Origin of the sequence: Saccharopolyspora flava, assembly GCF_900116135.1 — a bacterium.
Classification (GTDB): Bacteria; Actinomycetota; Actinomycetes; order Mycobacteriales; family Pseudonocardiaceae; genus Saccharopolyspora; species Saccharopolyspora flava.
This window is the reverse complement of sequence record NZ_FOZX01000010.1, coordinates 83877-103361: the sequence shown is the minus strand read 5'-3', so window position 1 is coordinate 103361 and position 19485 is coordinate 83877. Positions and strand designations below refer to the sequence as shown.

The 19485-nt window shown below is 69.9% G+C and carries 18 protein-coding genes; 13 read left to right on the top strand and 5 right to left on the bottom strand.

Translation table 11 applies throughout. The annotated features are described in order from the left end of the window. The first annotated feature begins 48 nt into the window (after positions 1 to 48). From BM424_RS23925 to BM424_RS23890, 9 genes are all read left to right on the top strand, one after another. The gene (locus BM424_RS23925; protein WP_093422238.1) at positions 49 to 486 is read left to right on the top strand and encodes a PH domain-containing protein; all 438 of its coding nucleotides are present in this window, start codon (positions 49 to 51) and stop codon (positions 484 to 486) included. 491 nt (positions 487 to 977) lie between these two features. Further along, positions 978 to 1694: a hypothetical protein gene (locus BM424_RS28560; protein ID WP_139274147.1), complete on the top strand. Its 717-nt coding sequence runs from the start codon at positions 978 to 980 to the stop codon at positions 1692 to 1694. 163 nt (positions 1695 to 1857) lie between these two features. Next, positions 1858 to 2031 (top strand): hypothetical protein, encoded by a 174-nt coding sequence (locus tag BM424_RS28990; RefSeq protein WP_175548242.1) that lies wholly within the window; start codon positions 1858 to 1860, stop codon positions 2029 to 2031. Positions 2032 to 2089: 58 nt separating this feature from the next. Beyond that, a complete protein-coding gene (locus tag BM424_RS28985; RefSeq protein ID WP_175548241.1) occupies positions 2090 to 2239 on the top strand; it encodes a hypothetical protein in 150 nt (49 codons plus the stop codon). A gap of 289 nt (positions 2240 to 2528) precedes the next feature. Next, on the top strand, positions 2529 to 2939 hold the full coding sequence (locus tag BM424_RS23910) for a DUF7144 family membrane protein (protein WP_093422230.1): 411 nt from the start codon (positions 2529 to 2531) through the stop codon (positions 2937 to 2939). A 24-nt stretch (positions 2940 to 2963) separates the two neighbouring features. Then, complete coding sequence (locus BM424_RS23905; protein ID WP_245776088.1) at positions 2964 to 3602, top strand: GAP family protein; 639 nt, start codon at positions 2964 to 2966, stop codon at positions 3600 to 3602. A gap of 176 nt (positions 3603 to 3778) precedes the next feature. After that, a complete protein-coding gene (locus tag BM424_RS23900; RefSeq protein WP_093422227.1) occupies positions 3779 to 4072 on the top strand; it encodes a hypothetical protein in 294 nt (97 codons plus the stop codon). 87 nt (positions 4073 to 4159) lie between these two features. Next, positions 4160 to 5290 (top strand): pyridoxal-phosphate-dependent aminotransferase family protein, encoded by a 1131-nt coding sequence (locus tag BM424_RS23895; protein WP_093422225.1) that lies wholly within the window; start codon positions 4160 to 4162, stop codon positions 5288 to 5290. A gap of 195 nt (positions 5291 to 5485) precedes the next feature. Continuing rightward, positions 5486 to 6214 (top strand): aldo/keto reductase, encoded by a 729-nt coding sequence (locus BM424_RS23890; RefSeq protein ID WP_342742649.1) that lies wholly within the window; start codon positions 5486 to 5488, stop codon positions 6212 to 6214. A gap of 18 nt (positions 6215 to 6232) precedes the next feature. On the opposite strand, the gene BM424_RS23885 is transcribed toward BM424_RS23890, so the two are convergent. Genes BM424_RS23885 through BM424_RS23875 form a run of 3 tightly spaced genes read right to left on the bottom strand, consistent with a single transcriptional unit; the run spans position 6233 to position 10305 of the window. After that, positions 6233 to 7870 carry a thiamine pyrophosphate-binding protein gene (locus tag BM424_RS23885; RefSeq protein WP_093422222.1) on the bottom strand — a complete coding sequence of 546 codons (1638 nt, stop codon included), beginning with the start codon at positions 7868 to 7870 and terminating at the stop codon, positions 6233 to 6235. Then, on the bottom strand, positions 7867 to 8820 hold the full coding sequence (gene speB / locus BM424_RS23880; protein WP_093422220.1) for an agmatinase: 954 nt from the start codon (positions 8818 to 8820) through the stop codon (positions 7867 to 7869). Before speB ends, BM424_RS23885 begins: the two co-directional genes overlap by 4 nt. Before the next feature lie 39 nt (positions 8821 to 8859). Continuing rightward, positions 8860 to 10305 (bottom strand): sodium:solute symporter family protein, encoded by a 1446-nt coding sequence (locus BM424_RS23875; protein ID WP_093422217.1) that lies wholly within the window; start codon positions 10303 to 10305, stop codon positions 8860 to 8862. 114 nt (positions 10306 to 10419) lie between these two features. Between BM424_RS23875 and BM424_RS23870 the strand changes: the two genes are divergently transcribed. Together BM424_RS23870 and BM424_RS23865 are read left to right on the top strand one after the other, a co-directional pair. Next, positions 10420 to 11910, top strand: a complete 1491-nt coding sequence (locus BM424_RS23870; protein WP_093422215.1) for a PucR family transcriptional regulator — start codon at positions 10420 to 10422, stop codon at positions 11908 to 11910. Positions 11911 to 12032: 122 nt separating this feature from the next. Next, complete coding sequence (locus tag BM424_RS23865) at positions 12033 to 13781, top strand: eCIS core domain-containing protein (protein ID WP_093422437.1); 1749 nt, start codon at positions 12033 to 12035, stop codon at positions 13779 to 13781. On the opposite strand, the gene BM424_RS23860 is transcribed toward BM424_RS23865, so the two are convergent. After that, positions 13778 to 14650: an AraC family transcriptional regulator gene (locus BM424_RS23860; RefSeq protein ID WP_093422212.1), complete on the bottom strand. Its 873-nt coding sequence runs from the start codon at positions 14648 to 14650 to the stop codon at positions 13778 to 13780. The genes BM424_RS23865 and BM424_RS23860 overlap by 4 nt on opposite strands. Positions 14651 to 14735: 85 nt before the next feature. Here BM424_RS23860 and BM424_RS23855 point away from each other — a divergent pair, with 85 nt between their 5' ends. Together BM424_RS23855 and BM424_RS23850 are read left to right on the top strand one after the other, a co-directional pair. After that, positions 14736 to 15752 (top strand): aldo/keto reductase, encoded by a 1017-nt coding sequence (locus BM424_RS23855; RefSeq protein ID WP_093422209.1) that lies wholly within the window; start codon positions 14736 to 14738, stop codon positions 15750 to 15752. A gap of 242 nt (positions 15753 to 15994) precedes the next feature. Further along, positions 15995 to 17707 carry an FAD-binding dehydrogenase gene (locus BM424_RS23850; RefSeq protein ID WP_217649825.1) on the top strand — a complete coding sequence of 571 codons (1713 nt, stop codon included), beginning with the start codon at positions 15995 to 15997 and terminating at the stop codon, positions 17705 to 17707. 1001 nt (positions 17708 to 18708) lie between these two features. Here the strand turns inward: BM424_RS23850 and BM424_RS23835 are convergent. Beyond that, positions 18709 to 19470: a FadR/GntR family transcriptional regulator gene (locus tag BM424_RS23835; RefSeq protein WP_093422202.1), complete on the bottom strand. Its 762-nt coding sequence runs from the start codon at positions 19468 to 19470 to the stop codon at positions 18709 to 18711. Positions 19471 to 19485 lie beyond the last annotated feature (15 nt).

The window sequence follows — 19485 nt, the reverse complement described above, 5'->3', positions numbered from 1 at the left end:
TTCGTCGTCACCCGTTCTCCGCACGCGTACCGGCGGGAACTCCGGCGCATGCGAATCCCGATCATCGCCCAGGCCGTGGCGGTCGTAGTCCAGTTGGCGGCAGGAACCACCCTCACCGCGCTGGGAAACGCCGGCGGGTCCGTGTACTTCTCTCTCGCGGTGCTCTTCGCCCTTAGCCTCGGCTTCTACCTGCACGTGTACCGGGTGCACGCCGCGATGAGCGGTCTCCAGCTGGTTTTCACCCCAGGCGGGGTGACCTACATGTCGGATTCCGGCACGTTCACGGCGCCTTGGACCGCGGTGAAGCGGGTTCGTCTGCGGCGGGGCCAGTGGCTCTCGGTGCGGGTGCCGCGCTGGGGAGGCCCGATCAGCGGCTTCGGCCTGGCCGGTGAACTGATCATGCCACTCCACGACACCGGCTTGAGCTGGCACGACATCCGCGGCGCGGTCACCTACATCAGCAATGGCACGGTGACACCGCACTGACTTTGGAATCGGCCACCTGAGGAGAGCGGCAGGCCGCCCAGGCAGGTGTTCAGCTGCGGCCGAGGAGGCTGTCTGCGACGTGCTGGAGGTGCCTGACCGCCGACGACGCCCAAGCCATCGTCGAAGCCGCCGTCAACCACGACGCCTGCCCCACCGGAACCCCCGACGACTGGCACATCCCGGACGCCCTCACCAACCACATCAGCTCCGTCACCCCCAAACGCACACCCCGCCACGGGTAACCGCGGATCTTCCCCACCGCACAATCCGCAGCCCGGCAACAGCAGAACTCCTCGCCCCGGCCACCGCTCCCCGATTTCCCAGCGCACGACTCCCCAACAGCCGACTACATGGCGGAACCCGTCATGTTCAACAAGGCCACCACCGAACATCCACTCGAATGGCCGAATTTCACGCGAACTACTTGGTGATCGTTTTCGCGCTCTCCATGATGGCCTGCTGTCGGCTCATGCCTTCGTGGAGGGAGACGGGTGGCAGATCGTCGAATCGGCGGCGCGGGCGGAGGATCAGATCCAGCTCCGCGGAAGGGAAGCGCCGGAGGCCTGATCGTCGCCGGCACGCTCGCCTTCGCTCTCGCGTCAGGCGGCGGCGTTGCAGGTGCTGGATCTTCTGTCACGGCAGAGTTCCTAGCAGGCGAGTCGGCAACCAGTGGATCAGCGAATACCGTTGCGCGAAGCACGTCGTCACGCAATCTCACGGCACGCAAGACCGATGCTAAGCGATCGGTTCGTAAAGGACAGGCCGAGGAGGCCTGGCGGAAGATGGGATTGCGCAGGTTACGGCAGTCCGACAAGGTTCAAGCGTTCGACTGCGTAGCGCATTCGTTCGGAGAAGTCCGCGAGTTTCTGGTCCGTCACCCGTGCAAGTCTCTGAACAGACTCGTCTTCACGGTCGGCGACGATCAAGGAAACGCGGCGGCTGTTTCCGTAGCATGGGTTGAGTTCCGCGATCGGAGCACTGTCCGGAAGTTCAAGCGTCTGGAAGACCGCCACGGGACCGGCGACGTCAAGGCCTTGGGAAGTGAATTTTTCGACATAGGCGATATTGAGTTCACTGGTCACCATTACAACTCAAACCCCAGGAGAACGGTCCTCACGGTGGCGGAAGCGGAAACGATCTCGGGCACATACAGCGCTGACGATCTCGATGCCATGACCGAGGTCGCAGCTCTGCTTCCGCGCCCGTGACCACACCTGCCGACAAGGCGTTGATCCCCTGGGAAGCGCATACGGCGGTCGTTCAGCTCTCCTACGATCTTGACCATGGTTGAGCCGACAGAGGTGGAACGGCGACTGATCGAGAGCGTGCAGGCCGGATCGCTGCTGCACCTCTCGGCTGAACAAGCCCGCGATGTTCGTGCCGTGGTCATCCGGAACCTGCTGCGAGGCAGCTACACCGTTCGCCACCACCACAACTGCCGGGCAGATTTTCTTCGCCACCAGCTACATCCTTCACATGCTCGGCTGGGCCTTCGCCACCCTCTTCGTCGCCGGATACACCGGACTTGTCCGCAAACCCGCGTGACTCCATTCCAGCCGCACCCATATGCGTGTAGTGCAGGAGCGTCCCAGATCCCGGTCATGTGATCGGGGAGATCAAGGACGCCACCGGCAGCTTCACCTGGGCCCTCGCGCCGCTGATGGTCCTCGGCGCGATCAGCGCGCTCACCCTCGTCCTCGCCGCCCGCCGCAACGCCGGAGCGCCCTCCCCCGTCACCGCACCGGACGCGTAACCCGCTCGGCCATCCGCCTCGCGCGGGATGCGCCACTGCTGGTGTTCGGCGTCGCCTGTTCTTCGCGTCGGGGAGTCAGTGGTGCGGGAGGGGGCAGTTTTAGTCATAACTGTCCGCATTCGGCGCCCGAAATGTCGGGACAGTTATGGCTAAAACTGCTCCTTGGTGAGGGACGCGGTGGCGAGCGGTTGGGTCTTTCTGCCCTGGTCAGGGGGCGGGGTGGTGCACACGGTGGGTGGGGCCGACGGCAGATCGCCCCGGTGCTCGCATCCCCCTGGAGGAGTTCGCCATGGCTACGCATGGAGCGCATCCCGCCCGCACGGGCTGGGTCGGTTGGATCTACTTCGGCGCCATCGTGATGGTGGCGGCCGGAATCGTGCAGGTGGTCAACGGGCTGATCGCGATGGCGGAGTCCGGCACGACGTACCTGCTGCCGTCCGGGATGGCGGTGCAGGTCGGCTTCGCCGGCGTGGGCATCAGCTTCCTCGTCATGGGGGCCGTGCTCGCGGTGGCCGGGATCGGCGTGATGAGCGGCAAGACGTGGGCCCGGGCCGTGGCGATCACGCTCGCCGCGCTGAGCGTGCTGGGCAACATCGCCTTCTTCGCCGCCTACCCCGTCTGGTCGGCGATCGTCATCGCCCTCGACCTGGTGGTGATCTACGCCCTGGTCGCGCACGGCCGGGAGCTGCGGCACGGTTGACCGGGGAACGCCCGGGGAGAGGGGGTGGGCGTGGGCCTGCAGGTGCTGCCGCTGGCGATCACGATGATGGCCGGACCGCAGATCATGTCCGCCATCGTCCTGGTCACCACCGGGCGGGCCGTTCGGGTCTCGCTCGCCTTCCTCTCCGGGATCCTCCTCGCCACGGCCGCGGGAGTGGCGATCGCCCGCGAGCTCGCCGGTCTGCTCGGCAGCGCGCTCCACGCAGGAGGGCCGCATTCCTCGGGCTTCGGCAAGGCGATCCAAATAGGACTCATCGTCCTGCTGGCGCTGCTCGCCCTGAAGAACTACCTCGGCCGCAAGACCGCTCAACCGCCGAAGTGGCTGGGCACGCTGCTGTCCGCGTCGCCCGCCACCGGCTTCAAGACCGGGCTGCTGGTCATCCTGTCCATGCCCTCGGACGTCCTCATCATGCTGACCGTCGGCGCGAACCTCGAACACCACAACGCCGGGTTCGGCGCAGCACTCCCCTTCCTCGCGGCCACGCTCCTGGTAGCGGCCCTGCCGCTGCTGCTCTACCTCGCGTTCCACAGGAAGGCGGTCAGGGCGATGCCGGCGGTCCGCGACTGGATGAACACCCACAGCTGGCTGGTCAACATCATCGTCTGCGCCATCTTCATCACCCTCGTCGCCACAGGCGCCTGATCCCGGACATGACTGGGGGCGTGATCTCGATGACCACCGTCACCGGCACTGCTGCGGCCCTCGGGTGCGCGGCCGTGCTGTTCACCGGCTCGGCGTGTCTCCGGGACAGCGCGCCTCCAGCGCCCCCTCCCCCGACGACCACTGCCCCGGCTCCTGCCGTGGCGCCGCCTCCCCCGGTGACCGAACCCGCGGATCCGCCGACCGAGGCTCCGACGGTCGACGAACCGGCAGAGCCCGAGGGGACGACCTCCTCGCCGGGCGACTCCGTTCCCCGCGAGCCGGAGTGGAGCGGCGACTACCAGCGGTTCCAGGACTACAAGCAGGACACCGGCTACCCCTACGACTACGAGGACCACGACCAGCTCCCCGGATACCAGCAGTGCGGGACCGCCTGCGGCCAGGAGCAGACCTCCGGCGAGACCCAGCACCAGTGGCTCTGCGAGCAGGGGATCATCACCGAGGGCTGCTGACCGGCGGGCGGAAGACCCGGATCGTGATCTCGACCGGGCCGCGGTGCTGTTCTCCGTTGGGTTCTGCGGGTGTGTCAGGCTACGGGTATGGCACTGCCTCATGACGACATCGATCCCGGTGGCCTGCTCGAGTACTCAGTGGTGTTCACCGATCACTCGCTGAATCACATGTCCCAGCGCTTCGTGGGCGTGATGCAGGGCATCGTCGACGTCCTGCGCACGGCCTACCGCGCGGACGGCGTTGCGGTGGTGCCCGGGGGTGGCACCTACGGCATGGAGGCCGTCGCGCGTCAGCTCGCGTCCGGCCGCCGCTGCCTCGTGGTGCGCAACGGGCTGTTCTCCTACCGCTGGTCGCAGATCCTGGACATGGGGTCGATCGCGCGGGAGCACGCCGTGCACCGGGCGCGTCCCGTTGACGAGGCGCACCGGTCCCCGTGGCAGCCCGCGCCGATCGAGGAGGTCGTGGCCGCGATCCGCGAGCAGCGGCCCGAGGTCGTCTTCGCGCCGCACGTCGAGACCGCTGCGGGGATGCTGCTGCCGGACGACTACGTCCGCCGTCTCGGCGAGGCGACGCACGAGGTCGGTGGCCTGCTGGTCCTGGACTGCATCGCGTCCGGGGCGCTCTGGGTCGACATGACCGATCTCGGCGTCGACGTGCTGCTCAGCGCGCCGCAGAAGGGCTGGAGCGGGTCGCCGTGCGCCAGCTACGTGATGCTCAGCGAGGCCGGCCGGGCCGCGGTGGAGGCGAGCACGTCCACCAGCTTCGCCGCCGACCTGAAGAAGTGGCTGTCGATCGCCGACGCCTACACGCAGGGCCAGAGCCCGTATCACGCGACGATGCCGACCGACACCCTCGCGCACAACCTGGAGCTCATGCTGGCGACCCGTGACCGCGGGTTCGAGGAGCTCCGCGCCGCGCAGATCGATCTCGGCGGGCGCGTGCGGGCGCTCCTGGCCGAGCACGGGCTCCCCTCGGTCGCCGCTGACGAGTTCGCGGCCCCGAGCGTGGTCGTCGTGCACACCGACAACCCGGAGCTCCGCAGCGGTGCGGCTTTCAAGGAGGTCGGGATCCAGGTCGCGGCCGGGGTGCCGCTGCACTGCGACGAGCCCGCCGACTTCTCCTCGTTCCGCGTCGGCCTGTTCGGCCTGGACAAGCTCGGCGACGTCGAGGGGACCGTGGCCCGGCTCCGGACCGGGCTGGAGAAGGTCACCGGGTGAGGGACGGTTTTTCCTCGAATCACCCATGATCAACGTCCGTTTTGCCCGGACAATTCGAGGAAAAACTGGCGAGAGCGGAGGTCGAACGATGCGACACCTGTCGTTGCCGTCCGGCGGTGCCCTGCCCGTGCTGGGGCAGGGCACCTGGGGCATGGGTGAGCGCACGCTTCCGAGCGCGCGGCGGAGGTCGCGGCGCTGCGGCACGGGCTCGACCTCGGCATCGGTCTCCTCGACACCGCCGAGATGTACGGCGACGGCGGTGCCGAGGAGGTCGTGGGCGAGGCGATCGACGGGCGCCGGGACGAGGTCTTCCTGGTCAGCAAGGTGTTCCCGCACAACGCCTCCCGGCGCGGTGCGGTCGAGGCGTGCGAGCGCAGCCTGCGCCGGTTGAACACCGACCGCCTGGACCTCTACCTGCTGCACTGGCGTGGCGGGACACCGCTGTCGGAGACGCTCGAGGCGTTCGAGGAGCTGCGCGACAGCGGCAAGATCCGGCACTTCGGGGTCAGCAACTTCGACCCCGACGACATGGCCGAGCTGCGGGCGCAGCCGGGCGGCGGCGACTGCGCCGTCAACCAGGTGCTCTACAACCTCACCCGGCGCGGGATCGAGTTCGACCTGCTGCCCCGGTGCCGGGAGCAGCAGATGCCGGTGATGGCGTACTCGCCGATCGAGCAGGGTCGCGTGCTCGGAGACCCGGTGCTGGCGCGGGTCGCCGAGCGCCACGGCGCCACGCCCGCCCAGATCGCCATCGCCTGGGTCCTGGCCGGCGAGGGTCTGTGCGCGATTCCCAAGGCCGCGACCCGGGATCACGTCGAGCAGAACCACGCGGCGCTGGACATCCGGTTGTCGCCTGACGACCTGGCCGAGCTCGACGCCCGGTTCCCGGCCCCGAACCGGGCGACACCGCTGGAAATCCTCTGACGGTTGGGCGGTCGCGGCTCACAGGTGAGTGGGTTCGAACATCCGCAGGGTCGCGGGCAGCACGACCACGCCGGGCCCGGGAGCGCTGAGCGCTTCCGCGAGATCCGCGCGCAGCGAGTCCACATCGGACAACGTCGCCGGGACGCCGAAAGAGCGCGCCAGCGCGACGAAATCGGGCCGGGCCAGCTCGGTGGCGTGGGTCTGCCCGAACGCGCTGGTCTGGTACTCGCGCAGGATCCCGTAGCCGCCGTCGTCGACGAGGAGCCAGGTGACGTCGAGCCGGTGCTGCACGGCGCTCGCCAGCTCCGCGATGCCGTACATCGCCCCGCCGTCCCCGGACACCGCGAGCACCGAACCGGCGCCCGCGGCTGCCGCGCCGAGCGCGGCGGGCAGGGCGAAACCGAGGCCACCGGCGCCTTGCGCGCTGTGCATCGGTGCGTCGTCGGCGTCCCACGCCGACCAGGCCCAGTACCCGAGGACGGTCATGTCCCAGAAGGAGGGCGCGCCGCTGGGCAGTGCCGCGCGAACGTCGGACATGACCTGTCGTTCCAGGTCGAGCGGCTGCGCGTCGAGGCGGTCCCGCACCGAGGCGAGCAGTCCGGCCACCGCGCTCTCGGCCCGGCCGTCGGGTGCGCGCCGCGGCAGGACGTCGAGCAGCGCTCGCAGGGTCGGCCGGACGTCGGCGTGGAGGCCGAGTCCCTCGTGGTTGGCCCCGAGCTTGCCCGCGTCGGCCTCCACCTGGATGAGGCGGCCGCGCGGGCGCAGCGTGTGATACGTGCTGGACAGCTCACCGAGGCCGGAACCGAGCACCAGCAGCACGTCGGCGTCGGCGAGGAAGTCGCGGGAGCGGGTGTCCTCCAGCCAGGACTGCCCGGACAGCGGGTGGTGCCACGGGAACGCGCCCTTGCCGCCGAACGTGGTCAGCACCGGCGCCCGGAGCGCCTCGGCCAGCGCCAGCAGTTCGGCGTGCGCACCGGCCCGGCGCACTCCCCCGCCCGCGAGCACCACCGGGTTCTGCGCCGAGGCCAGCAGGTCGGCCGCGGCCGCGACCTCGTCCGCGAACGGGGCCGGCGGTGCGGGGGCCGCCGTGGCGGTCGTGATCGCCGGTCCGGTGGCGGGGGCGAGCAGCACGTCCTCGCTGATCTCCACCCACACCGGCCCGTACGGCGCGGTCGCGGCTGATTCCCACGCCGCCCGCAGCGCGGCGGGGATCTGGCTCACCGACCGGGCGGTGTGCACGGATTTGACCACGCCCTCGAAAGCGGCCTTCTGGTCCGGCAATTCGTGCATGTACCCGCGCCGGGCGCCGCCCAGCCCGGCCACCGGGATCTGGCTGGAGATCCCCAGCACCGGCACCGAGGCCGCGCGGGACTCCTGCAGCGAAGCGAGCGTGAGCAGCGCGCCGGGGCCGGTCGAGACGATCATCGGCGTGACCGGGACCGGCCCGTGCGGGTCGGCGTCGAGCCGGGCGCGGGCGTGCCCGTCGGCGGCGAACGCGAGGTTGTTCTCCACCCGGGCGCTGATCAGCCGCAGGTCGGGCGCGCGCCGCAGCGCCTCGAACAGCCCGAGCGCGTGCTGGCCGGGCAGCCCGAACACGGTGCCCGCGCCGAGCGCCCGCAGCGTCTCGACGACGACGTCACCACCGATCCTGCTCATGCCGACACCCCCAGGCTCAGCAGGCTCACCAGGTCGTAAGCCACGTGCGAGGCGGCGATCGCGGTGATCTCCGCGTGGTCGTAGGCGGGGGCGAGCTCGACGACGTCGGCGCCGACGATGCGGTGACCGGCCAGGCCGCGCAGGATCTCCAGCAGTTCCCGGCTGGTCATCCCGCCCGCCTCCGGGGTTCCGGTGCCGGGTGCGTGCGCCGGGTCGAGCACGTCGATGTCCACCGAGATGTACAGCGGCCGGTCGCCGATGCGCTCGCTCAGCGCCGCCACGGTGTCGGCGACACCGCGGCGCAGCACGTCGCCGGAGGTCACGATGCCGAAGCCGAGCCTGCGGTCCTCGTCCAGATCGCGCTTGCCGTAGAGCGGGCCGCGGGTGCCGACGTGGCAGAGCGCGCTGGTGTCCAGCAGCCCCTCCTCGGAGGCGCGGCGGAACGGGGTGCCGTGGGTGTAGGGCTCGCCGAAGTAGGTGTCCCAGGTGTCCAGGTGCGCGTCGAAGTGCAGCAGCGCCACCGGACCGTGCTGCGCGGCGGCGGCGCGCAGCAGCGGCAGCGCGATGGTGTGGTCGCCGCCGACCGTGACCATGCGCGTGCCGGCGGCGGCGAAGCGCTGCGCTTCGTCCTGCAGGGTCTCGATGGCCGATCCGATGTGGAACGGGTTGAGCGCGATGTCTCCGGCGTCGACGACCTGCGCCCGCGCGAACGGCGACACGTCGAGTCCCGGGTGGTAGGGCCGCAGCAGGCGGCTGGCCTCCCGCAGCGCGGCAGGCCCGAACCGGGCGCCCGGCCGGTAGGAGACACCGGTGTCGAAGGGCACGCCGACCACGGCGATGTCCGCCCGCTCCACCTCGTCGATGCGCGGCAGCCGCGCGAAGGTCGCGAATCCGGCGAACCGCGGGACCTGCGAGGAATCGACCGGGCCGATCGGGGACTGCTCACTCACTTCTCGGATTCCTCCTCGTGCTTCGTGCTCGGTGAACGCTCAGACGGCGGCCGGAACGTCGTCGGTGGTGTCGGTGCCGCTGAGCCGGGCGTCCCAGGCCGCGAGCACCGGCTGCGGGGTCGGCGGCGTCGCCAGGCTCACCACGACGTAGCTGACGAGGGCGGCGCCGAGCCCGAAGTAGATCGGCTCGTTGGCCTCCAGCCCGTACCCGATCATCGAGCCGATCACCGCGACCGAGCCGACGGCCATCGACGCGAGCGCGCCCGCCTTGGTCCCCCGGCGCCAGAACAGCGCCCCGAGGATCGCCACGAGCAGGCCGCCGACCAGTAGGTTGTAGGCCACGGTCAGCGCGGCCACCACGTCGCTGATCAGCATGGACACCGCGATCGCGGCCACGCCGAGCACGACGGTGGTGACCCGGTTGGCGCGCAGGCCCGACTCACCGCTGCCCTTGCGCAGCCCCAGCCTTGCGAGGATGTCGGTGGTGCTGACCGTGGAGCAGGCGATGAGGGTGCCGCTGGCGGTGGACATCAGCGCCGACAGCGCCGCGGCGAGCACCAGGCCGCGCAGTCCCGCGGGCAGCAGGTCCTCGACGATGCGGGTGAACGCGTCGTCGGCGTTGGCCAGATCCGGGTAGCGCGTCTTGGCCACGGTCCCGATCAGCGCGCCCGCCACCGCGTAGATCAGGCAGTAGAGGCCGGAGCCGATCCCGCCCGCGGTGGCGACCTTCGGCGAGCGGGCGGTGAACACGCGCTGCCAGATGTCCTGGCCGATCAGCAGGCCGAACCCGTAGATCAGCACGTAGGTGACGATGGTGTCCCAGCCGATGGCGTCGACCTGGAAGTAGCTCGGGTCCAGCCGCGCGGTGAGCCCGTCGAACCCGCCCGCGGCGGTGAGCGCGAACGGCAGCAGCACCAGCAGGAATCCGATGGTCATCACCACGAACTGGGCCATGTCGGTCAGCGTCACCGACCACATCCCGCCGAGCACCGTGTAGAGCAGGACGATGCCGCCGCCGAGCGCGATGCCGGCGATGCCGGGCAGGTCGAACAGGGCCGTGAAGACCTTCCCGAACGCCAGCACGGAGGTCACGGTGAGCATCAGGGTGTAGGCCCACATCACCACGCCGGAGACCGCGCTGGAGGCACCGCCGCCGTAGCGCAGGTCCAGCATCTCGGAGACGGTGTAGAGCCGCAGCCGCACGAGTCTGCGGGCGAAGACCGCGTGCAGCACCAGGATTCCCAGGCCGATCGTGCCGACCAGCCACGCCCCGGAGATGCCGGACTCGTACCCGAGGGCGACGCCGCCGACCGTGGAGGCGCCGCCGAGCACGACGGCCGACATGGTGCCCGAGTACAGGAACGTGCCCAGGCGTCTGCCCGCCACCAGGTAGTCGCTCCTGGTCCTGGCCATGCGCATCCCGGCCCAGCCGATCCCGAGCAGTCCGGCGATGTAGAGCGCGATCACGAGGTAGTCCACGAACACGGCATCGCTCCTTCACCCACGGCGTTCCGGGACGGCGTTCAGGTAACCGTAGGTCCGTGAAACTCCTGTTACGCCGGTATTTTTCAGCCAAGAAATCGCTACACTCTGGCCGAGATGACCACAGGCACGTCACACGTCGCTCACGTCCCGCTCCGCAGCGTCATCGAGAACCCGGAGCTGGGCATCGAGGTCGTCCCCGGCTCACTGCGGCCGGGGGCGCGGGACTTGCCGGTGCGCTGGGCGCACGTGAGCGAGCGGCGCGACCCGACGCCCTACCTGCTCGGGGGCGAGCTGCTGCTCACCTCGGGCGTCGACCTGCCGGAGCCCGAGCAGGAGGTCGACGCCTACGTCCGCGAGCTGCGGGACGCCGGGATCACCGCGCTGGCCTTCGGCATTTCCCCGCCCCGGCACGACCGGCTCCCGGAGCCGCTGCGCGACGCGTGCATCAGGCACGGCGTTCCGCTGCTGGTGATCGACCCCGGAACCCCGTTCCTCGCGGTCAACCGGGCGGTGGCCGTCGAGCTGATCGAGGCCGGGCAGCGCGAGCAGCGCTACCTCGACGACGCGCGGCAAGCGCTGACCCGGGCGGCGTCAGCCGGGCTCGCGGAACTGGCGAAGGCCGTCGCCGCGTGGCTGCGCGGCTGGATCGTGCTGCTCGGATCGGCCGGGGAACGCACGGCCGAGCACGGCGCCCCGAGGGTGCTGCCCGCGCAGCTGGACGAGCTCGTGGCGAAGGTGTCCGGCGGCGGCATCCGCACCGCAGCGACCGAACTCGACGACGGGAGCTACGTGGTCGCGCAGCCGGTCTACGCGCGGGCCGGCACCGCCCGGGTGCTGGTGGCCGCGCGCGGCGACCGGTTCGGCGACACCGACCGCGCGATCCTCGCGATCGGCGCGGCCCTGTTCGGCCTGACCGCCCGGGCGGGCACGGATTCAGCGCTGCTGGGCGGCGCGACCACCGCCCTGCTGCTCGGGGAGACGGCCGAGTCCCTGCGCGAGCTGCTGGGATCGGGCCCGTGCCGGGTCGTCGCCACCACGCCGCACGGCAAGGGACCGACCGACGCCGCAGCGGGGTACGACTGGCTGAGCGCCACCCTCGGAACCCCGCTGGTGCGCGTGAACGGGGACGACGTGCACGCGATCGTCCGAACTCTCCCCAGCGACGACACCCTCGCAACCCTGCGAGATCACGGCTGGCTCGCCGTCGTCAGCACGGCCCGGCCCGCTGACGGGCTGGCGGAGGCCATCCCCGAGCTGCGGTCCTTGCTCGAACGCGCTCGCAGGCTCGGCACTCCCCTGGTCGCCGAGCACGCGGACCTCGGCCTCACCGGCGTCATCGAGCCGGGCAGTGCCGCCGACTTCAGCACCCACCTGCTCGCACCCCTGCACGAACTCGACGCCGCTCGTCCTGCCAACCACCTCGTGGAGACGCTGCGGGTGTGGCTCGCCAACCACGGCAACTGGGAACGCACAGCATCCACAATGGACGCCCACCGAAACAGCATCCGCCACCGCATCAAGCAGATCGAACAAGCCCTGAACGCCGACCTCGATGACCCAGAAACCCGAATGCACCTCTGGTTCGCCCTGCGCTGGCACCCGTGACCCGAGACCGAGTGGCCTCAAGGGGCAAGCACGTTGCCCGCGAGGACGTCCGGCGGGCTGTTCCCGAACGCGCACGTCCCGGGGACGCTGGGGTGATCCGCCGCGGAGGAACGGGGGTGTTCATGCGCCTGAACGATCACCGGCGACCCGGACGCGCCGAGCACGAGACCACGCAGCCCGGTGCCAACGCACGGCAGGCGACGACGCCTCCGGCCGGCATGGCCCCGGCGCCCGCGGCGATCCTGGCTCTGCAGCGCACCGCCGGAAACTCCGCCGTGGCCGCGATGCTCTCCCGCCGGAGCGACGACGCGGAGCGGGACACCAGCGTGCAGCGCTCCGCGGTCGAGCAGGAGCTGCGCAAACCGGGACGTCCGCTCGGTGGCGCTGTGCTCTCGGAGATGGAAACCCGGCTCGGTGCGGACTTCTCCGAAGTTCGGGTGCACACTGGCCCCTCGGCGCACGCCGCGGCCGAGTCCGTGGAGGCCCGGGCCTTCACCTCCGGTGCGGACATCGTCTTCCAGAACGGGCACTACAACACCTCCGCCGCCGGGAAGCACACGCTCGCCCACGAACTCACCCACGTGCTGCAGCAGCGCTCCGGGCCGGTCTCCGGAACCGACCGCGGCGACGGCGTGAAGGTGTCCGACCCCTCCGACGCCTACGAGCGCGCCGCCGAAGCCAACGCCGCGGAAGCCATGCGCAGCGCACCACCGGTGCAGCGCGCCCGCGACGAGGACGCCGCCCCCTCGGCACCACCCGCGCCCGTCACCCTTCAGCGATGGGCGTGGGTGGGAGGAAGGCGGGTCGATCCCACCGAGGACGGCTTGTCACCCGCCATGAAGGCCCACGCGGAAGACGACAAGGTCCGCATCTACGACTCCCGTGAAGAGTTCGAGAACCACGCCACCGGGAAGACCGACTACCTGGGCCACCTGGAAGACGGACCGGATCTCACTTGGCTCCGATTCCATCCTGACCGCGTCAACGTGGTGGGAGAGAAGCACACCGACATCACGCTTCCTGACGTGCTCCGCGCAGTGGGGTCGAACAGCTTCGTGTACGAGGCCTTCGCCACCGGTTTCTCCAAGGATTCCAAAACCAAATCCGCCTACCTCGCAGGACTCTCCCCGGTTCTCGACCGGTTTCACGGCGTAGATCTCAACCCTGACGCCGACTACACACAACACGGCGCAGAACCGCTGCATCCCAAGCTCGCAGAAGCCATGTCCCTCTTGATCACTATCTTGAATAGACCGACCACCCTGGCAACGCTCACGAAGGAGAGGGGGTCACATTTCGGACTCACGGCGCAGAGATACCTCAAGATGGCCTGGGGATACGGCAAGGACGTGAAGACCAGGGAGTGGTCACCTCTCTCCAAGAACAAGCTGAAGAGCGCGTACAAGAATGCCGCGAATAACAAGGGCCTCAAGAAATTCATGAAGGATCTCCCCGCCGAAGGCCACATCGGCAACGCGTTCCAAGAACTCAACCGCGAGGAGAGCGAGCAGTACAGGGAACTCCTGGCGACGTACCTCGAAGTCCTCGTGAACGAAGAACTGCACCGAGCCGCCCCCGAAAACCCCGACAGCGCACGGAATCCGGAGGATCTGTCGCCGAACGAGAAGGCCGCTGAGCTGAAGAAGATCAGGGACGAGCGCTTCGTCGAAACACTGGAGGCCGCCGCACGAAACGGGACCCGGTACGTCGGCATGGGAGGGGATCACTCCGAGGTACTGAAGGAGCGATTCGGCCGGGACAATCGGTTCTACTTCGTCGACATGAGGAGCGGCGTCGGCGGGCCCCAGACACTCGCGCAGTTCCGGAACGAAACCTGGAACCGCAAATACGAGGCTGAGAATCGCAACTAGTCCACCCGTCCGGTGCCGGCCAGCTCTCCGCGCAGGCGGGCCGCGTCTTGGGCGGGTGGGAGGCCGTAGGCGCGGCGGTATTCGCGGTTGAACTGGGTGGGGCTGACGTAGCCGACCGCCTCTGCCACCTGGGCCGCCGTGGTGTCGTCGGCGAGGAGGCGACGGCGGGCTTCTTGGAGCCTGAGGTGCTTCTGGAAGTTGAGCGGGCTCATGCCGGTGGCGGTCTTGAAGTGGCGGTAGAGGCTCGCGGTGCTCATGTGGGCGACCGCCGCGATCGCCTCGACGGTGAGCGGTTCGGTGAAGTGGGCGCTGATCCACCTCGCCGCCGTGCGGACTCGGGCCGCGGCGGTGTCGGTCAAGGTGAGGTCGCGCAGCATCGGGCCGAGCGGGCTGACGAGCAGGCGGTAGAGGATCTCGGTCTCGACGCGGTGGGCCAGCGGGCCGATGTGCTCGGGTGTGTCGAGCAGCCGCACCCATCGGGTCACCGCGTCGGTGATGTCGGGGGTCATGGGTGCGGTGATCTGCCCGCCGGGGGTCGTGCGCGCGGGCTCGCTCAGGTCCAGCTCCAGCACGAGGTCGGCGAGCATTCCGCCGTCGAGGCTGAGCACCGCCGCGCGGTAGGGCAGTTCGTCGAAGGTGGCCGTAACGGGCATGACGAGCGAGTTGAGGAACATCTCGCCTCGGCCGACGGTCCAGCTCCGCTCACCGGCGACACCGCTCTTGGACCCGTTGGCGGTGAAGCACACCAGCGGTTCGTAGAGCACGTCGAAGGGCACGACGGGCTCGTCGACAACCGCCAGCGCCAGCCGCGGCACGGCGGGCTCGGCGGCGATGTGCCGGGTGATGGCGGCCTCGAGATCGTCGAGCATGAGCACTCCCCGGTGAGAGGATCAGGCAATCTCATGCTACCCGCAGCCCATGCCCTCGCGGCGCCGCGAACCTAGCGTTGACGGCATGACGCAGCAGCACAACACCACGAACCTCCCGAAGCGCAGGCTCGGCACGCAGGGCCTCGAGGTCGCCGCGATCGGCCTCGGCACGATGGGGATGACGATGGCCTACGGGGCCGGCGACGAGTCCAGCGCGATCGCCACCCTCCGCCGGGCGCACGAACTGGGCGTGACCCTGTTCGACACCGCCGAGCTCTACGGCATGGGCACGGGCAGCAACGAGAAGCTCGTCGGCCGGGGCCTCAAGGACGTGCGCGACGAGGTCGTGCTCGCCACCAAGTTCGGGTTCGACATGAGCAGCCCGACCGGTGCCGACGGGTTCGGGCTCAACAGCCGTCCCGACAACATCCGCCGGGTCGCCGACAACAGCCTGCGCTACCTCGGCACCGACCACATCGACGTGCTCTACCAGCACCGGGTCGACCCGGAGGTCCCGATCGAGGACGTGGCCGGAACGGTCGGTGAGCTGATCGACGCGGGCAAGGTGCGCTACTTCGGGCTCAGCGAAGCGGGCCCGGACATCATCCGGCGCGCCCACGCCGTGCACCCGGTGTCGGTGCTGCAGACCGAGTACTCGGTGTTCGAACGCGCCGTGGAGCCCGAGGTGCTGCCGGTGGTGCGCGAGCTGGGCATCGGCTTCGTGCCGTACTCGCCGCTGGGGCGCGGTTTTCTCACCGGTGCGGTCAAGCCCGCCGCCGAGTACCCGGCCGACGACATGCGCAGCTGGGACGAGCGGTGGCAGCCCGGCAACTACGAGAAGAACCTGACCGCGATCCGCGAGCTGACCGCCCTCGCCGAGGCCAAGGGCATCACGGTCACCCAGCTCGCCCTGGCCTGGCTGCTGGCCCAGGGCGAGGACATCGTGCCCATCCCGGGCACCCGCAGCCCCCAGCGGGTCGCCGAGAACACCGCGGCGGCGCACATCGCGCTCAGCCCGCAGGATCTCGACCGCATCCGCGAGATCCTGCCCCGCGGCTCGGCCGGATCCCGCTATCCGGAGTCGGTCATGCCGACCTGGTGAGCCAAGCGGACGCTGCCGTTCCGCCGACCTGCGTCCGTTTCCTAACGAATGATCCGGAAGTCTTGTGCCGCCTTCGGTAAACGGTGTTCATTGCACGGTGGCGCGGTCGCCGAGAGCCCGGTGTCCGCGCGCTGTCGATGCGGACCGAACGGCGGAAGGACGTCATGAGCGATCGCGAGAACGGCTTGATCAGTCGGCGCTCGATGCTGGTCAGCGGTGGTGTGGCCGCCGCGGGTGCGGCCATGTCCCCGGGCGTCGCGGGTGCCGCTCCGGCGGCGTCCGGTGGTGATGCCGACGCGATCGTGGTGGGCGGTGGTCTGGCCGGGCTGGTAGCGACCTCGGAGCTGGTGGCGCAGGGTCGCAAGGTGCTGCTGGTCGATCAGGAGCCCGAGGCCAGTCTCGGTGGTCAGGCGTTCTGGTCGCTGGGCGGGCTGATGTTCATCGACTCCGAGGAGCAGCGGCTGGCCGGCATCCGCGACTCGCTGGAGCTGGCGCGCGCCGACTGGTTCGGCACCGCCGGTTTCGACCGGGGCGTCGACGACCCGCTGGGCGAGGACTACTGGGCGGCGCAGTGGGCCGAGGCCTACCTGCAGTTCGCCGCGACGGAGAAGCGCTCCTGGCTGCACGGTCTGGGCGTGCGGTGGGTGCCGGTCGTCGGCTGGGCCGAGCGCGGCGGCCAGCACGCCGACGGGCACGGCAACTCGGTGCCGCGCTTCCACCTCACGCTCGGCACCGGCCCCGGGGTGATGGAGCCGTTCGAGAAGATCGTGCGGGAGGCCGCCGAGAAGGGCCTGGTGACGTTCAAGTTCCGGCACCAGGTGGACGAGCTCACCGTCACCAACGGTGTCGTCGACGGCGTCCGGGGCGGAGTCCTGGAGCCCAGCAACGCGCCGCGCGGCAAGCCGAGTTCCCGTACCAGGATCGGTGATTTCGAGCTGCACGCCCCGGTCGTCCTCGTGACCTCCGGCGGGATCGGCGGAAACCAGGACCTGGTGCGGCAGAACTGGCCGGAGTGGCTGGGCGCACCGCCCAAGCGCATGATCACCGGTGTTCCCGCGCACGTCGACGGCCGGATGCTCGGGATCACCGAGAAGGCCGGTGCGCGGCTGGTCAACCGCGACCGGATGTGGCACTACACCGAGGGTTTGGCCAACCACACGCCGATCTGGCCCGATCACGGGATCCGGGTGCTGGCGGCGCCGTCGTCGCTGTGGTTCGACGCGCGCGGCCGGCGCTTCCCCAACCCCGGCATCCCCAGCTACGACACGCTCGGCACGCTGAAGCTGATCAAGGACACCGGCTACGACTACTCGTGGTTCGTGCTCAACCAGCGGATCATCGACAAGGAGTTCATCCTCTCCGGTTCCGAGCAGAACCCGGAGCTCACCCGCAAGGACCTCGCCGGCTACCTGGCCAGCCGGGCGCTCAACGACACGCCGCCGCCGGTCAAGGCGTTCCAGGACTTCGGCGAGGACTTCGTGCAGGCCAACACGATCTCGGAGCTGGTGGCCCGGATGAACGACCTCAGCGGTGACGACCTCCTCGACGCCGCCGACCTGGAACGGCAGATCGTCCAGCGCGACCGCCAGGTCGACAACAACTACACCAAGGACGAGCAGGTCATGGGCATCCGCAACTCCCTGGCCTACGTCGGCGACAACCTCATCCGCACCACGCCGCTGCACAAGATCCTCGATCGCGAGGCGGGCCCGCTGATCGCGATCCGGATGAACCTGCTGACCCGCAAGACCCTCGGCGGGCTGCAGACCAACCTCGACGGCCAGGTCCTCGACGCCCGGGCCAACCCCATCCCCGGCCTCTACGCGGCGGGCGAGGTGTCGGGCTTCGGGGGCGGCGGGGTCCACGGCTACCGGGCGCTGGAGGGCACGTTCCTCGGAGGCTGCCTGTTCTCCGGCCGCCAAGCCGGCCGAGCGGCGGCCAAGGCCACGGCCTGAGGCCGGGTTGATGTCCCTGCGTGCGCGCTGATCTCAGCCCTGGCTCACCCTGGGTGAGCGCGCACGCGGGGTCCGGCGCCTAAACCTCGAGGCCGGGAGCGCCGGTCACGGCCACGCGGACCGCCTCGCGATGGGTCCGGCACACCGTGCGAGCGCTGTCGGGGCCAGGCTCGGCACGGGTGCCCACGGAGTCGCAGATCCAGGTGCCGGTGCACGGATTCCGATACACGTGTGACGTCTGATGCGGCAGTGCACCGCTGTTTCGGGGCGAAGACATCGCCCGAGCTCTCTCACGCGGGGTCCGGGGCTGACACCCTCCAACCTCCCCTCCGGGCACCCCCACAACCAGGGCAGAACTACCGGGTTCCCTACCTAGACACCCCGACCCCGGGGTTGGCTTCGGGCGGTTCGAACAGCGCCATCTGCCCGTCCTGGTCCTCCGGGAATTCCACGTCCGACCACGGGTCCCTCGTGGCGCAGAGCCTCCGGCATCGCTTGCAGTCGGCTCTCAGCTCGACCGCCTCGCACGTGAACAGCGGGGACCGGCTGATCAGTTGACCGCAGACGGTCGTGGGCTGCTGCACCCCGCTCTCGGTCGTGAACTTGACGCGATGCACCCTGCAGCCAGGGCGGATGCGGAGATTCCGCCCCGTGAATCGTTGGATTTCCTTCTCTGCTTCGGCCTGGTCCAGATTCCCATCGGACGGAGACACCTGATCATGTTCGCGCGGCCGCGGATACCCCCGGCACCGCAAGACCGGTGACTCCTCTGCTCCAACCGGCAGAACCCACCCGGACGCGCGGCGTCCGCGGTTTCGAGGCGGTATCGCGCTGCGGTCGTTCGCCCGGTCGACCCGGGCCTCGGCGTGGGGCGCCTGGGGGCAGTTTTAGCCATAACTGTCCCGGGACCCGCTACTCGGCTACTGGACAGTTATGGCTAAAACTGCCCCCAGGCGACGAACGCCGTCACGGGAGTCGGGAAGCCCGGCGACGGGGCGCGGTCAGGTCCGGGGTGCCTCGGGTGCTGTTGCGGGGACGAGGTCGTGTTGTTGTGCGACGACCCGGTTGAGGTGGGTGCGGGCGGCGTGGCGGGCCGCTTCCGCGTCGCCTGCGGCGATGGCGTCGAGGATCTGGGCGTGCTCGGCGAGCGTGTGCGGCAGGCTCGCCGGGTAGGAGTCGGCGTCGCGGTAGGACTCGCGCAGGCAGGTGTTGATCGGGTCCATGAACCAGGAGAAGAACGGGTTCCCGCCGGCGCGGGTGACGATCTCGTGGAAGCGCACGTCCTCCTCGAGGCAGACCCGGTAGTCGTTCATGTTCCGCTCCACGCGGTCCACCGACGCGCGCAGCTCCGCCAGGTCGCCGTCGGTGCGGCGGGTGGCGGCCAGGGCGGTCACCTCGACCTCGATGATCAGCCGGGTCTCCATCAGCTGCTGGAACGTCGTCGCGTTCATCCCCAGCATCAGCGAGTAGTGCTGGGCGACCGCCGAACCGTCCGGTGTGGACACCGTCATCCCGCGACCGGGGCGGATGTCGACCAGCCCGCGCTGCTCCAGGATACGGCCGGCCTCCCGGATGACCGTGCGGCTCACCCCGTAGCGCTCGACGAGCTGCGGTTCGGTCGGCAACCGGTCCCCGGGGCGCAATCCCTGCGCGAGCAGGTCGTTCTGCAGCCGCTCGGCCACGACCTCGGGAAGGCGAGGCGGCCTTTCCGCTGGGGCGCGCGGAGTTTCGGCGCCCATGATCGAGGGTTGCGACGCGGCCATGCGAGAACTATCGTC

Bases quoted from the DNA above. Each gene is read 5' to 3' on its own strand.
- BM424_RS23925 (WP_093422238.1), top strand. From the start codon at position 49: ATGCGAATCCCGATCATCGCCCAGGCCGTGGCGGTCGTAGTCCAGTTG.
- BM424_RS28990 (WP_175548242.1), top strand. From the start codon at position 1,858: ATGTTCGTGCCGTGGTCATCCGGAACCTGCTGCGAGGCAGCTACACCG.
- BM424_RS23910 (WP_093422230.1), top strand. From the start codon at position 2,529: ATGGCTACGCATGGAGCGCATCCCGCCCGCACGGGCTGGGTCGGTTGG.
- BM424_RS23895 (WP_093422225.1), top strand. From the start codon at position 4,160: ATGGCACTGCCTCATGACGACATCGATCCCGGTGGCCTGCTCGAGTAC.
- BM424_RS23885 (WP_093422222.1), bottom strand. From the start codon at position 7,870: ATGAGCAGGATCGGTGGTGACGTCGTCGTCGAGACGCTGCGGGCGCTC.
- BM424_RS23870 (WP_093422215.1), top strand. From the start codon at position 10,420: ATGACCACAGGCACGTCACACGTCGCTCACGTCCCGCTCCGCAGCGTC.
- BM424_RS23865 (WP_093422437.1), top strand. From the start codon at position 12,033: ATGCGCCTGAACGATCACCGGCGACCCGGACGCGCCGAGCACGAGACC.
- BM424_RS23860 (WP_093422212.1), bottom strand. From the start codon at position 14,650: ATGCTCGACGATCTCGAGGCCGCCATCACCCGGCACATCGCCGCCGAG.
- BM424_RS23855 (WP_093422209.1), top strand. From the start codon at position 14,736: ATGACGCAGCAGCACAACACCACGAACCTCCCGAAGCGCAGGCTCGGC.
- BM424_RS23850 (WP_217649825.1), top strand. From the start codon at position 15,995: ATGTCCCCGGGCGTCGCGGGTGCCGCTCCGGCGGCGTCCGGTGGTGAT.
- BM424_RS23835 (WP_093422202.1), bottom strand. From the start codon at position 19,470: ATGGCCGCGTCGCAACCCTCGATCATGGGCGCCGAAACTCCGCGCGCC.